The organism is Nocardiopsis alba (genome assembly GCF_000710955.1).
Classification (GTDB): domain Bacteria; phylum Actinomycetota; class Actinomycetes; order Streptosporangiales; family Streptosporangiaceae; genus Nocardiopsis; species Nocardiopsis alba.
The window spans coordinates 172,783-185,094 of the sequence record NZ_BAZE01000003.1; the positions used below are offsets into that span (position 1 = coordinate 172,783).

12 protein-coding genes and 1 tRNA gene are annotated in these 12,312 nt (G+C 68.1%); 10 read left to right on the top strand and 3 right to left on the bottom strand.

Features of this window, described 5'->3' with window-relative positions:
* The first annotated feature begins 444 nt into the window (after positions 1-444).
* On the top strand, positions 445-1,911 hold the full coding sequence (locus TR33_RS06495; protein ID WP_084570219.1) for a pentapeptide repeat-containing protein: 1,467 nt from the start codon (positions 445-447) through the stop codon (positions 1,909-1,911).
* Positions 1,912-2,003: 92 nt separating this feature from the next.
* Here TR33_RS06495 and TR33_RS06500 read toward each other — a convergent pair.
* Positions 2,004-2,085 (bottom strand) — tRNA-Tyr (locus tag TR33_RS06500).
* Between the two features lie 225 nt (positions 2,086-2,310).
* Here TR33_RS06500 and TR33_RS06505 point away from each other — a divergent pair.
* On the top strand, positions 2,311-2,808 hold the full coding sequence (locus TR33_RS06505) for a YajQ family cyclic di-GMP-binding protein (protein ID WP_014910676.1): 498 nt from the start codon (positions 2,311-2,313) through the stop codon (positions 2,806-2,808).
* Between the two features lie 81 nt (positions 2,809-2,889).
* Here TR33_RS06505 and TR33_RS06510 read toward each other — a convergent pair whose 3' ends face one another.
* Entirely contained in the window at positions 2,890-3,750 is an 861-nt protein-coding gene (locus TR33_RS06510) for a M48 family metalloprotease (RefSeq protein ID WP_014909341.1), read from the bottom strand.
* Between the two features lie 488 nt (positions 3,751-4,238).
* Between TR33_RS06510 and TR33_RS06515 the strand changes: the two genes are divergently transcribed.
* The 6 genes from TR33_RS06515 to TR33_RS06540 all read left to right on the top strand — a co-directional run bounded on the left by TR33_RS06515 (position 4,239) and on the right by TR33_RS06540 (position 9,454).
* Positions 4,239-6,089, top strand: coding sequence for a 2-oxoacid:acceptor oxidoreductase subunit alpha (locus tag TR33_RS06515; protein ID WP_017535914.1), 1,851 nt, complete (start codon positions 4,239-4,241; stop codon positions 6,087-6,089).
* Positions 6,090-6,180: 91 nt separating this feature from the next.
* A complete protein-coding gene (locus TR33_RS06520) occupies positions 6,181-7,167 on the top strand; it encodes a 2-oxoacid:ferredoxin oxidoreductase subunit beta (RefSeq protein WP_234305795.1) in 987 nt (328 codons plus the stop codon).
* Between the two features lie 91 nt (positions 7,168-7,258).
* Entirely contained in the window at positions 7,259-7,921 is a 663-nt protein-coding gene (locus TR33_RS06525; protein WP_014910807.1) for an NAD(P)H-binding protein, read from the top strand.
* 176 nt (positions 7,922-8,097) lie between these two features.
* Positions 8,098-8,634, top strand: coding sequence for a hypothetical protein (locus tag TR33_RS06530; protein WP_017535916.1), 537 nt, complete (start codon positions 8,098-8,100; stop codon positions 8,632-8,634).
* Between the two features lie 322 nt (positions 8,635-8,956).
* A complete protein-coding gene (locus TR33_RS06535; RefSeq protein WP_014908342.1) occupies positions 8,957-9,169 on the top strand; it encodes a hypothetical protein in 213 nt (70 codons plus the stop codon).
* Positions 9,170-9,238: 69 nt separating this feature from the next.
* Entirely contained in the window at positions 9,239-9,454 is a 216-nt protein-coding gene (locus TR33_RS06540; RefSeq protein WP_014911244.1) for a hypothetical protein, read from the top strand.
* A 92-nt stretch (positions 9,455-9,546) separates the two neighbouring features.
* On the opposite strand, the gene TR33_RS06545 is transcribed toward TR33_RS06540, so the two are convergent.
* Positions 9,547-10,080, bottom strand: coding sequence for a GNAT family N-acetyltransferase (locus tag TR33_RS06545; RefSeq protein WP_017535917.1), 534 nt, complete (start codon positions 10,078-10,080; stop codon positions 9,547-9,549).
* A 149-nt stretch (positions 10,081-10,229) separates the two neighbouring features.
* On the opposite strand from TR33_RS06545, the gene sigJ reads away from it, so the two are divergent.
* Together sigJ and TR33_RS06555 are read left to right on the top strand one after the other, a co-directional pair.
* Complete coding sequence (gene sigJ / locus TR33_RS06550) at positions 10,230-11,138, top strand: RNA polymerase sigma factor SigJ (RefSeq protein ID WP_042282607.1); 909 nt, start codon at positions 10,230-10,232, stop codon at positions 11,136-11,138.
* Positions 11,139-11,142: 4 nt separating this feature from the next.
* Positions 11,143-12,291 (top strand): phytoene desaturase family protein, encoded by a 1,149-nt coding sequence (locus tag TR33_RS06555; protein ID WP_042282173.1) that lies wholly within the window; start codon positions 11,143-11,145, stop codon positions 12,289-12,291.
* Positions 12,292-12,312: the final 21 nt, after the last annotated feature.

A 12,312-nucleotide genomic window follows, 5' to 3' on the forward strand; every position in this document is an offset into this window, starting at 1 on the left:
CTGTGTCGCGGTGGACTGAGGCAATCATCATCACGGCCCCCGTTTTTTGTCAACGCCGAAACCCCGAAAACACTTTGTCCGGATTGTCGACAGCATTCCGCATGCCCCGAAAACGAAATGGTCTTATTGGAGATCTTTTTAAACGACACGCATATAAGGCGACCGATCCCATGGAAAGCCGCCCTTCGGCCCAAACGGACACACCATCCTGGAACCACCCGCTCCACCCCAGAGGACCCGGTGACGAACGGGGCGAATCACCCCGAAGACCCCCGCACGAAGCCATGACCAAGCGAGTTCAAGCGAACACCGAGGGTAATATTTCCGTGGCTTGAGCGTGATGCTTCCGCAATGACCCGAATCCCCTCCGACGTGACCCGGACCACTCCGACGAAGGACCATCGGCGAGCTTCGAACGGGATCCGAGCCCGCTACGGTCGCCCCATGTCGTCCACTCCCCCACTCGGAGACCTCCCATGGCGGGAACGCCTTCGAGAACGCAAGGACCGCTCCCTCTCCTGGGCCCGGAACCGTAGACGCCCTCTCAATCGAAGCGGGGTCCTCATCGGAGGGCTCTGCCTCACGATCGCCGTGTGGCCCCTGGTCATCGCGGTGTGGGACCTTCTGGGTCTCTCCTCGTGGCGGACCTGGCGCTCGGCCCTCTTCGCGATCGGTGGCCTGTTATTGGCCGCCGGGGTGGTCGGTTCGAATTGGAGGCGCAGCTCACCGATCCGACTCATGCGGCTGATCCTGGTCGCCTGGCTGGTGGCCGCGATCGCGGTCGTGGCACTGACCGGGCTGGCCTGGCTTGTGCTGGACACTCCCGGCTGGAAACCCCCAGAGAACTTGGCAGCCCGCCACCTGGAGGCGATCACCACTCGCGCGTTCGCGATCGTCGCAGGGCTCGGAGGTGTGGCGCTGCTGGTGATCGCCTATCGACGTCAGCGCACCACCGAGACCGGAGAACAGCGTGAGATCGTCAAACTGTTCAACGAGCGATTCACCACCGCCTACACCGAGCTGGGAAGCGATCACGCGGCCGTCCGCCTGGGCGCGATCCACGCCTTGGCGCATTTGGCCGACGATGCCCCCTCCGAGGACGAGGTACAGATGGTGATCGATGTCCTATGCGCCTACCTGCGCATGCCCTACTTCCCCATGCCGGAGGCGCTCCCGAGGAATGCCTCCAAAAGCCGAAGAGAGGAGCACCGAGAGCGCGAACTGGAGTTCGCCTCCTTCCGCGAGGTGCGGCACACCATCATCCGGATCATCGGCGACCACCTCCGTGAACCCACCCGCTGGCGCGGCAAGGACTTCGACTTCACCGGTGTCGTCTTCGACGGCGGAGACCTACACGGAGCCCACTTCACCGGAGGCAGGGTGAGCTTCTCCGAGACCCGGTTCATCGGTGGAACCATGGATTTCTCCGGGGCCCGGTTCTCCGGAGGGGACGTGAACTTTGCCAGGGCGAGGTTCACCGGCGGAGATCTGGAGTTCTTCGATACCCACTTCTCCGGAGGGGACGTGAACTTCGTCTGGTCTCAGTTCGCCGACAGTGCGGTGTCCTTCATCCAGGCCCGATTCACCGGAGGGAGGGTCTCCTTCCTCGCGAACCGCTTCACCAACGGGAAAACGATCTTCGCCGAGGCCCTGTTCGGTGGAGGAGAGGTGATCTTCAGCTCGACCAGGTTCACCGGAGGGAGGGCGGACTTCGACGACACCGAGTTCAGCGGTAGCGAGGTGAGTTTCCTGAGGGCCGAGTTCATCGACTGTGAGGCGAGCTTCTCTCGCGTCGACTTCAGCGATGGAAGGGTCTTCTTCGACAAGGCTTCGGGAACGTGTCCGGCCAACCTGCTCGAAGCGGTCGAGCGTGGGAAAACGGGTGTGGTCACGCTGTCCGAGGAGTGGTGATCGATCGACGGCGAGGAATCGGATCACGCTTGAGGGCTCCGGGAACGCGAGAGGCCCCGGTGACCGATGGTCACCGGGGCCTCTCCCCAGGGTGGCGGGTGAAGGATTCGAACCTTCGAAGGCAAAGCCGACGGATTTACAGTCCGCTCCCATTGGCCGCTCGGGCAACCCGCCTGGGATGCGGCGACGAGTGGCTCGTCGCTGCGCATGAATGACAATAGCGGATGATCGGCCTCAACCTGAAATCGATGGGCCGGGCGTGCCTTCGTCCGGTGGCTTCGGCCGCTTCGACGGGGCGGGGCTAAGCTCTGAACCCGGCCCGTACCGGGCCGGACGAGACACGCACGGGTGCCCGCGGGGCCTCCGTGACCCATCAGAAGTAGCGGGGTGTGAGAGTACGTGGCCGCCGAATCCAGTTTCGACGTGGTGTCCAAGCTCGACCGGCAGGAGGTCGACAACGCCCTGAACCAGGCGGGCAAGGAGCTGTCCCAGCGGTTCGACTTCAAGGGCACCGGGACCACCATCGCCTGGCAGGGTGAGAACGGCGTCGAGATCAAGAGCGGATCCGAGGAGCGCGCCACCGCCGCTCTGGAGGTCTTCAAAGAGAAGCTGATCAAGCGCAAGATCTCCCTGAAGGTCCTGGACGCCGCCGAGGAGCCCAAGCCCTCGGGCAAGGAGTACCGGCTCCCGATCAGCCTCAAGGAGGGCATCTCCACCGAGGACGCCAAGAAGATCTCCAAGCTGATCCGCGACGAGGGCCCCAAGGGCGTCAAGGCCCAGATCCAGGGCGAGGAGCTGCGCGTCAGCTCGAAGAAGAAGGACGACCTCCAGAGCGTCATGACGCTCATCAAGGAGAAGGACTTCGACCTGGCGCTCCAGTTCGTGAACTACCGCTGAGGTCGCCCCTCGGGGTTCGGACACACGACGGCCGCCGTCCCTTCGGGGATCGGCGGCCGTCGCCGTACGCGGGGGCCTCTCTCAGCCCAGGTCCCATTCCCGGTGCAGTTCCTGAAGGCGTCGGATCCGCTCGGAGACCGGCGGGTGCGCCGCGAACAACCGTCCGAGCGTGCCGGGGAACGGGTTGGTGGTCATCAGGTGGGCCGAGGCCAACAGCACCCGTTCACGGGGCAGCGGGTAGGCCCGGTTGCCCGATTCCATCCTGCGCAGGGCCGAGGCCAGCCCCAGCGGGTCCCCGGTGAGTTCGGCGGCCTTCTCGTCCGCGCGGAACTCGCGGGCCCGTCCGACACCGAAGTAGACGACCGCCGCCGCGAGCGGCGCCAGCAGGGCCAGCAGCAGTCCGCCCAGGAGGTCGGGCATGTCCGTCTCCTCGGATTCCCCCAACGGCAGGAGGAAGGTGACGGCCGTCAGGGCGGTGATCAGGGCGGTGAGCGTCGCGGCCACCGAGCTGATCAGTGTGTCGTGCGCGCGGATGTGGGCCAGTTCGTGCGCGATGACCCCGCGCAGTTCCCGTTCCTCCAGGGTGCGCAGCAGCCCCGTGGTGCAGCACAGCGCGGCGCGCCTCGGGCTGCCTCCGGTGGCGAAGGCGTTGGGCGAACGCACCGGGGCCAGGTACAACTTGGGCATGGGCTGCCGAGCCGCCGTGGCGAGTTCACGGACGATCCGGTAGAGCTCGGGTCGTTCGATCTCGCTGACCGGCCGCGCGCGCATCGCCCGCAGGGCCAGGGACTCTCCGAAGAGGTAGACGAGGATCCCGGCGCAGAGCACCAGCGCGATCGAGAGCTGGGCGCCCTTCTGGGCCCCGCACAGCCATCCGGCCACGATGACGAGCGCCGATACTCCGGCGAACAGGCCGATCGCGCGAACCGCGTTGACGTGCACGCGCCCTCCTTCCGCTGTCCACCGCTGTCCGACTTTTGTTGCGTACATGGTGACAAACGTGCGGGTCGACGTCTGACGTTCCCCATGTGACCGACCGGTGTCCATCGCTCTCGGCCGGCCCGGCGGCACGGGGGGAACGGGTCGATGTGACAATCGCCACCCGCCTCGACCCCGTGAGCACTCGACGACCTATAGTGCGAACGTGGCCCTCGTCACCGAACGCACCGCGGAGGTGGGACCCTCCCTCCCCCCGGTGTGTCGTGGGCCGTGTCGTCATGGGCCGTCGCCCTCCCACGACCCGGCCGCGGTCCCGTACCGCACGACGCCATGTCGGGTTGGCGCATCCGGCGTGCGCGGGGTCACGGCAGCATGTCCCTTCCGTCCCCGACCACGACGATCGGCCCGCGGCCGGTGTGGCCGGGTCGGGACGCACACCGAGCGCCGCCGCCTTCACGACCGGCGGCTCACCGAGGAGGTCGTCGATCTCAGTGGCCAAACAGATCGAACAACTCGACCGCGTCATCATCCGCTTCGCCGGCGACTCCGGCGACGGCATGCAGTTGACCGGTGACCGGTTCACCCAGGAGACCGCTTCGTTCGGCAACGACCTGTCGACCCTGCCGAACTTCCCCGCGGAGATCCGCGCCCCGGCGGGCACCCTTCCGGGGGTCTCCAGTTTCCAGTTGCACTTCGCCGACCACGACATCGTGACCCCGGGGGACGCCCCCGACGTCCTGGTGGCGATGAACCCCGCCGCCCTCAAGGCCAATCTCGGCGACCTTCCCAAGGGCGCCACGATCATCGTCAACACCGACGAGTTCACCACCCGGAGTCTGGCCAAGGTCGGCTACGAGAGCGACCCGCTCACCGATGGGACCCTCGACGGTTTCAAGGTCAGCGCCGCCGGGCTGACGTCGATGACGGTGGCCGCCCTGACCGACATCGACATCTCGAAGAAGGACGCCCAGCGCGCGAAGAACATGTTCGCGTTGGGGCTGCTGTCCTGGATGTACAACCGGCCGACGGAGGGGACGGTCTCGTTCCTGAGGTCGAAGTTCGCGCGCAGACCGGAGATCCTCGCGGCCAACCTCGCCGCGTTCAAGGCCGGATGGAACTTCGGCGAGACCACCGAGGACTTCGCGGTCTCCTATGAGATCAAGCCGGCCCGTCTCCCCTCGGGCACCTACCGCAACATCACCGGGAACCTGGCCACCGCCTATGGGCTGATCGCGGGCTCTCGGCGTTCGGGGCTGCCCCTGTTCCTGGGCTCGTACCCGATCACTCCGGCCTCGGACATCCTGCACGAACTGTCCCGGCACAAGCGGTTCGGGGTCCGGACCTTCCAGGCCGAGGACGAGATCGCCGGGGTCGGCGCGGCCCTGGGCGCCTCGTTCGGCGGTTCGCTCGGTGTCACGACCACCTCGGGTCCGGGCATGGTGCTCAAGCAGGAGGCCGTCGGGTTGGCGGTGATGACCGAGCTTCCGCTGGTCGTCGTCGACGTGCAGCGGGCCGGACCGAGCACGGGGATGCCCACCAAGACCGAGCAGACGGATCTGTTGATGGCCCTGTACGGGCGCAACGGCGAGTCCCCGGTACCCGTGGTGGCGCCCTCCTCCCCCGCCGACTGTTTCGACACGGCGGTGGAGGCGGTCCGGTTGGCCGTCGAGTACCGGACCCCGGTGATCATGCTCTCCGACGGCTACCTGGCCAACGGCTCCGAGCCCTGGCGGCTGCCGAGGGTGTCGGAACTGCCGACGATCGATCCGGGGTTCGCCACCGAGGCCAACGGCCCGGACGGGACCTTCCTGCCCTACCTGCGGGACGAGGAGACCCTGGCCCGCCCTTGGGCGGTGCCGGGCACGCCGGGTCTGGAGCACCGGATCGGCGGGATCGAGAAGCACGCCGAGACCGGGGACATCTCCTACACCCCGTCCAACCACGACCTGATGGTCCGCACACGGCAGGCCAAGATCGACGCGATCGCCCGGAGCCTTCCACCGCTGGAGGTGTCCGACCCCACCGGCGACGCCCGTGTCCTCGTCCTCGGCTGGGGCGGGACCTACGGGTCGATCACCGCGGCCGTACGGCGCGTACGCCGATCGGGCGGCCGGGTGGCCCAGGCCCATCTGCGTCATCTCAACCCGTTCCCCGCCGACCTCGGCGAGGTCCTGCGCCGCTACGACCGGGTCGTGGTCCCCGAGATCAACCTGGGCCAGCTGGCGCTGCTGTTGCGCGGCCGCTTCATGGTCGACGTCATCGGTTACAACAAGGTCCGCGGCCTGCCCTTCAAGGCCGAAGAGCTCGCGTCCGTCGTGCAGGAGGTCATCGACCGTGACTGAGAATCCGAACGGGGCCCGGAACGGGCACTCGGGACACGTGGCGGCGTCGGCCGGACTGCGTCTGGTGCCCACGACGGACACCGTCTACAAGATGAAGGACTTCAAGTCGGATCAGGAGGTGCGCTGGTGTCCGGGCTGTGGCGACTACGCGATCCTGGCCGCCTTCCAGTCCTTCCTTCCTCGTCTCGGGATTCCACGCGAGAACATCGTGATGGTGTCCGGGATCGGCTGCTCCTCCCGGTTCCCGTACTACCTGAGCACCTACGGGATGCACTCGATCCACGGGCGCGCCCCGGCGATCGCGACGGGGTTGGCGGCGAGCCGGCCCGACCTGTCGGTATGGGTGATCACCGGTGACGGCGACGGTCTGTCCATCGGCGGCAACCACCTCATCCACGCGCTGCGCCGCAACGTCAACATCAACATCCTGCTGTTCAACAACCGGATCTACGGGTTGACCAAGGGCCAGTACTCCCCCACCTCCGAGACGGGCAAGGTCACCAAGTCCTCGCCGGCGGGGTCGCTCGACCACCCCTTCAACCCGGTGTCCCTGGCGCTGGGGGCCGAGGCCGGTTTCGTGGCGCGGACCGTGGACTCCGATCGCGCGCACCTGACGTCGGTGCTGCGCGCGGCGGCCGATCACCCCGGAGCGTCCTTCGTGGAGATCTACCAGAACTGCCCGATCTTCAACGACGACGCGTTCGAACCCTTGAAGGACCCCTCCTCCCGTGATCTGCGACTGCTGCGGATGGAGCACGGGGAGCCGCTGCGGCTGGGCCCGGACCGGGGCGTGGTGGCCGGGGACTTCGGCGGCCTGGAGGTGGCGGACGTGGCCGAGGTCGGCGAGGACCGGCTGATCGAACACGACGCGCACCGTGAGGACCCCGGGTACGCGTTCGCGCTGTCCCGACTGGACCGGCCGGCGTTCGAACACGTGCCGATCGGGGTGTTCCGGGACGTGCGTCGACCGGTCTACGACGAGCTGCTGAACGAGCAGATCGAGGAGGCGCGGGCCGAGCACGGCGACGGTGACCTGGAGGCTCTGTTGGCGGGCGGGGACACCTGGACCGTGGAGTAGGCGGTATTCCCCCGGGCGGCGTCGAGAAGTTCACAGGCCCGCCCGGGTCGCCGTCCGGGCTCCACCCGGGGTGAGGCAATACGCTTCCCCCATGCGTATCGTCATCGCCGGAGGGCACGGAAAGATCGCTCTGAGTCTGGCCAGGGCCCTGGCCGACCGCGGAGACACCCCCGTCGCCCTCATCCGTAACCCCGACCATTCCCAGGACGTCGTCGACGCCGGGGCCGAGCCGGTCGTGATCGACCTGGAGCGGGCCACCGTCACCGAGCTGACCGAGCGGATCATGGGCGCCGACGCCGTGGTGTTCGCGGCCGGCGCCGGCCCGGGCAGTGGCGCGGCCCGTAAGGAGACCGTCGACCACAAGGCGGCGGTCCTGACCGCCGACGCGGCAGCGCTGGCCGGTGTGCGCCGCCTGATCCAGATCTCGGCCATCGACGTGGACCGTCCGGTGGCCGAGGACGCCGACGAGGTCTGGAGGGCCTACGTCGCGGCGAAGAAGGCGGCCGACGACGACCTGCGCGGACGCGACCTCGACCTGGACTGGACGATCCTGCGTCCAGGGAGGTTGACCGATGAGGCCGGCACCGGTCTGGTCGATCTGGGCGAGGAGGTGGAGCGTTCCTCGGTCTCCCGTGCGGACGTGGCCGCCGTGATCGTCGCCCTTCTGGACGAACCAGGTACCGTCGGCCGGGTTCTCAATCTGGTGAACGGTGGAACACCCGTCGTCGAGGCCGTGCGCGCCATCGCCGAGTGAGTCGCTTCCGGGGGCTTCCCGAGCGGAGGGGTTCTGTCGGTCTCTGTGGCCAGATGCACCTATAGGGGGCATGATGGAGGCGGAGCCCGGCGGACCCCCGTCATGGTGGACGCGGACGACCGGGAACGAACCCGACGGGTGGACCAGCTCCGAAGAGCAGATGGGTACGGTTATTCATGAGCGTCACACAGGTCGTGAGGGACAGCACGGTCGTCGAACACGCGAAGGTCGCCGCGCAGCAGAAGCGCCGGATGTTCATCATCCAGTTGGAGGTCAACGCGTACGACGACGCCTCCAGCAAACTGCGTCCCGGACTGACCCGCATCCTCGAGGGGATCGAGGAGGCCGGCTGGCGCCTGGACCTGATCACTCCGAGCGAGGACGGCGAGTCCAAGGCGGCGCGTCTGTTCATCTTCCGCCCGGACGAGGACGCGAAGGACGCGAAGGCGGAACAGGCCGAGGCCCGAAAGCCCCAGCAGCCGCAGCCTCATGACCACTCCGGGCAACAGCAGGCCTACCCGCAGCATCCCACCGGCGCCCAGCAGCAGGACCCGTACGCGGGTTACGGCCAGGGTTACGGTCAGCCTCAGCAGCCGTACCCGGGTTACGACCAGCAGCAGTACCCCGGCTACGGACAGCAGCCCGGTTACGGCCAGCAGCAACAGCCCGGCTACGGGCAGCAGTACCCGGGGTACGGCCAGCAAGGCTGGTGACCCCTCGCCTCTCGGGGCCCGCACGGCATCGCCGTGCGGGCCCTTTCTCTTGTTCGGCCCCCGCCTTTCACAGATCCCTCATGTCGGACACTCGAGGGTTCCGATGCATTCGCCAGAAACCTGTTTCAGTCACGCTTTCGGTTGTGTAACGCCCGAGGGCAAGAAGCCGCGATATGTCCGTCATGCCACTCGGTAAGCCGAGAAAACTTTGGGGAAACTCTGGATTCTTGCGTGAAACTACTTCGAGCACCCTTCCGGCTACGCTAAGTTAATTCCGGCGGCTGCAGCCAACCCGTTTCTGCACTTCCGAAAGGTGACCTACATGTCCCGTATCGCCAAGGTTTCCGGCTTCGTTCTGGCCACCGGCCTCGCCCTCGGCGCCTTCACCGGCACCGCCGCCGCGGACAACAACGCCAAGGTCCAGAACATCACCATCCCGGTCTGCATCGACGTTCTGAAGGCCTCCGGCGTCAGCGCCAGCGGCTGCAACGTCGTCGACTGGGACGCGACCTCGGGCATCGCCGTTCACGACTAGGAAGAACGGGTCGTCCCGACGCAGCCGCCACCACCGACCGCACACAGCGAACCGAAAAGGAACATCACCATGAAGCGCATCGCCTCCGTCTCCGGCCTCATCCTCGCCACCGGTCTCGCCCTGGGCGCCATGTCCGGCACCGCCGCCGCCGACAACAACGCCAACATCCAGAACATCACCGTGCCGATCTGCGCCGACGTGATCGCCTTCACCGGCTTCAGCTCCGAGGGCTGCAACGTCATCTCCAACGACATCCACTCCGGCATCGCCGTCCTGGACCACTAGTCCACGCCCTCGCGCGTCGACACACGCGGGGCCCGGCCTTCCACGGCCGGGCCCCGCGTTCGTGTTCTCCGTTCGGAGGCGTCCTGGGACCCTCAGTACTTACAAGGCCCCTCCGGGGTCCACTCCTCCGGGTCGGTGACCAGACGAGCGTGGGAGGCCGTGTCGTAACGGGAGGTCCCGTAGAGCAGCTTGGCCCTCTCGATCCCCTCCGGCAGGAGACCCGCGCGCCCCAACGCCACGCACGACCCCGGGTTGTCGATCCGATGCCCCGCCTCCACCCGGAACAGTCCCAGCTCATCGAAGGCGAACCGCGAGGCCAGCCGGGCTCCGGCCGTGGCCACACCGCGCCCCTGTTCGGCGGGGTGGGTCCAGAAGGACAACCACCCCAACTCGTGTCTTCGACTGGTCACCGAGATCTGCACATGTCCCAGCACCTTGTCGAGCCCGTCCACCACCGCGAAACCGTGGATCTCCTCCTTCGTCAGCACGGCCCGACGATCGATCCACTCCATCGCCTCGTCCGGGGTCCGGGGGACCTCGGTCTCCTGCCAGGCCAGCTCCCTCCAGGCGAAGGCCTCCAGCAGCCGATCGGCGTCCCCTCGGTTCCACTCACGCAGTCGATACAACGGCGACCTCTCTCCTCGACCCTCCCGGTCGCGCCAACCTAGAACCCCGCCCCGGTGGAGGCAAGCCCGTGGCGTACACCGGCCGGAAGAGGACGGGAGGTGTGTCAGGGCGTGTCACGAACGCGCCCGAGTGGTACGTCTTCCTGATCATGACGACGACAGAGGTCTTCGAGGAGCACCGCTCCCTGTTGAACGGGGTCGCCTACCGGGTCCTGGGCAGTGCCGACGACGCCGAGGACGTGGTCCAGGAGGCCTGGATGCGCTGGTCCGGCGAATCTCGGGACGAGGTCGACGACCCCCGCGCCTACCTGGTCACCGTGGTGTCCCGGCTGGCCATCGACCGGCTGCGCAGGGCCGGCTCCCGGCGCGAGTCCTATGTGGGCGAATGGCTGCCCGAACCCGTCAGCGACCTGCCCGACGGCGCCGAACGAGCCGAACTCGCCGATTCGGTGGAGTTCGCGCTGATGGTGGTCCTGGAGACCCTCAGCCCCCTCGAACGCGCCGTCTTCGTCCTGCACGAGGCCTTCCAACTCCCCTACGCCCAGATCGCGCGGGTCATCGACCGGAGCGAGGGCGCCACCCGACAACTGGCCAAACGGGCCCGCAACCACGTCCGCGAACGTCGCCCCCGTTTCGAGGCCGACCGGGCCGAACGGCGTCGGATCACCGAACGCTTCCTCCGGGCCTGCATGGAGGGCGACCTGGACGGGCTCAAGGAACTGCTCGCCGACGACGCGACCCTGGTGAGCGACAGCGGCGGCAAGGCGCGGGCGCCCCTGCGGGTCCTGCACAGCGCGCACAAGGTGGGGCGTTTCCTCGCGGCCGTGTCCGAGGAGCGCAACGCGTCCCGCTTCCTCCGGTCCCTGGGCCTCTCCTCCATCGACGATCTGGTCTTCGGGGTCACCGAGGTCAACGGCGGCCCCGCCGCCGTCGTCTCGGTCGGCGACGCCCCGGTGCTCCTGTTGGTCCTGGACGTCTTCGAGGGGAGGGTCCGGCACGTGTACCTGTTGGTCAACCCGGAGAAGATGTCACGTCTACGGGCCCCCGATCCGTCCTAGGGGTATGGACATCACCGTTGTGGGCGGTGGCCTCGCAGGATTGACCGCGGCCATCGCCGGCGCCGAGAACGGCGCGAACGTCACCGTGTTGGAGTCGCACCGGACCCTGGGAGGCCGGGCCCGTTCCACCGAACCTCCCTATGTGGCCAACGACGGCCCGCACGCCCTGTACACCGACGGGGCCCCGTACCGCTGGCTGGCCGAGCGGGACCTGGTCCCGCCACTGGTCAGGCCCTCTCTGGGAGCTCTTCGCTCCTCGCGTTTCCGCTACCGGGAACGGCTGACCGGACGTCCGCCCCGCGCACTGCTGAAGGCGCTGGCCCGACGCGGGCTGTCGGCTCCGGTGGAGCAGGACTTCGCCTCGTGGGGGGCCGAACGTCTGGGCGAGGAGAGCACCCGGCTGGTCGCCTCGATGATGGGCGTGGCCCTGTTCGAGGCCGATCCGGGACGGCTGTCGGCCTCGTTCGTCTGGGAGAGGTTCCGTCGGCTCACCCGTCCCCAGGTGCCCGCGGTCCGCTATCCGGTCGGCGGTTGGGTCCGTCTCGTCGAACGCATGGCGGACCACGCGCTCGCCATGGGTGTGCGGATCGAGACCGGGCATCGGGTCGATTCCCTGCCGGAGGGGCCCGTGGTGGTCGCCACCTCGCTGGCCGCGGCCCGTTCCCTGCTCGACGATCCGTCCCTGGCCTGGGAGAGCGGGCACTCGCTCATGACCGACCTGGGGTTGCGTTCGGCCGACGACCCCTTCCTGGTGTCGGACCTGGACGAGGGCGGGTTCCTGGAGCGGTACTCGGCCCATGACCGGGTCCTGGCCCCCGAGGGCGAGGAACTGGTCCAGGCGCAGATCCCCGTCCGCGCGGGCGAGTCCCGGGCCGAGGCGACGGAACGGCTGGAACGCCTCCTGGACGCCGCGTTGGGCGACTGGCGCGAGCGGCTGACCTGGCGCCGCGACCAGATGGCGCGGGGCCGGACCGGCGCCTTGGACCTGCCGGGTTCGTCCTGGCGGGACCGGCCCGCCATCGACCGGGGCGGGGACGTCTACCTGGCCGGGGACGAGGTGGCCGCGCCCGGCCTGTTGGGCGAGGTGTCGTTCACCAGCGCCGTCCGGGCGGCGCACCTGGCCACGAGCCGCGCTCCGGCGCCTCTGGGCTGAGTTCGGTCGCGGGGGCGACGG

What these genes read in the sequence shown, in the direction of transcription:
- TR33_RS06495 (WP_084570219.1), top strand. Translation starts at nt 445, where the DNA reads ATGTCGTCCACTCCCCCACTCGGAGACCTCCCATGGCGGGAACGCCTT.
- TR33_RS06520 (WP_234305795.1), top strand. Translation starts at nt 6,181, where the DNA reads ATGAAGGACTTCAAGTCGGATCAGGAGGTGCGCTGGTGTCCGGGCTGT.
- TR33_RS06525 (WP_014910807.1), top strand. Translation starts at nt 7,259, where the DNA reads ATGCGTATCGTCATCGCCGGAGGGCACGGAAAGATCGCTCTGAGTCTG.
- TR33_RS06530 (WP_017535916.1), top strand. Translation starts at nt 8,098, where the DNA reads ATGAGCGTCACACAGGTCGTGAGGGACAGCACGGTCGTCGAACACGCG.
- TR33_RS06535 (WP_014908342.1), top strand. Translation starts at nt 8,957, where the DNA reads ATGTCCCGTATCGCCAAGGTTTCCGGCTTCGTTCTGGCCACCGGCCTC.
- TR33_RS06540 (WP_014911244.1), top strand. Translation starts at nt 9,239, where the DNA reads ATGAAGCGCATCGCCTCCGTCTCCGGCCTCATCCTCGCCACCGGTCTC.
- sigJ (WP_042282607.1), top strand. Translation starts at nt 10,230, where the DNA reads ATGACGACGACAGAGGTCTTCGAGGAGCACCGCTCCCTGTTGAACGGG.
- TR33_RS06555 (WP_042282173.1), top strand. Translation starts at nt 11,143, where the DNA reads ATGGACATCACCGTTGTGGGCGGTGGCCTCGCAGGATTGACCGCGGCC.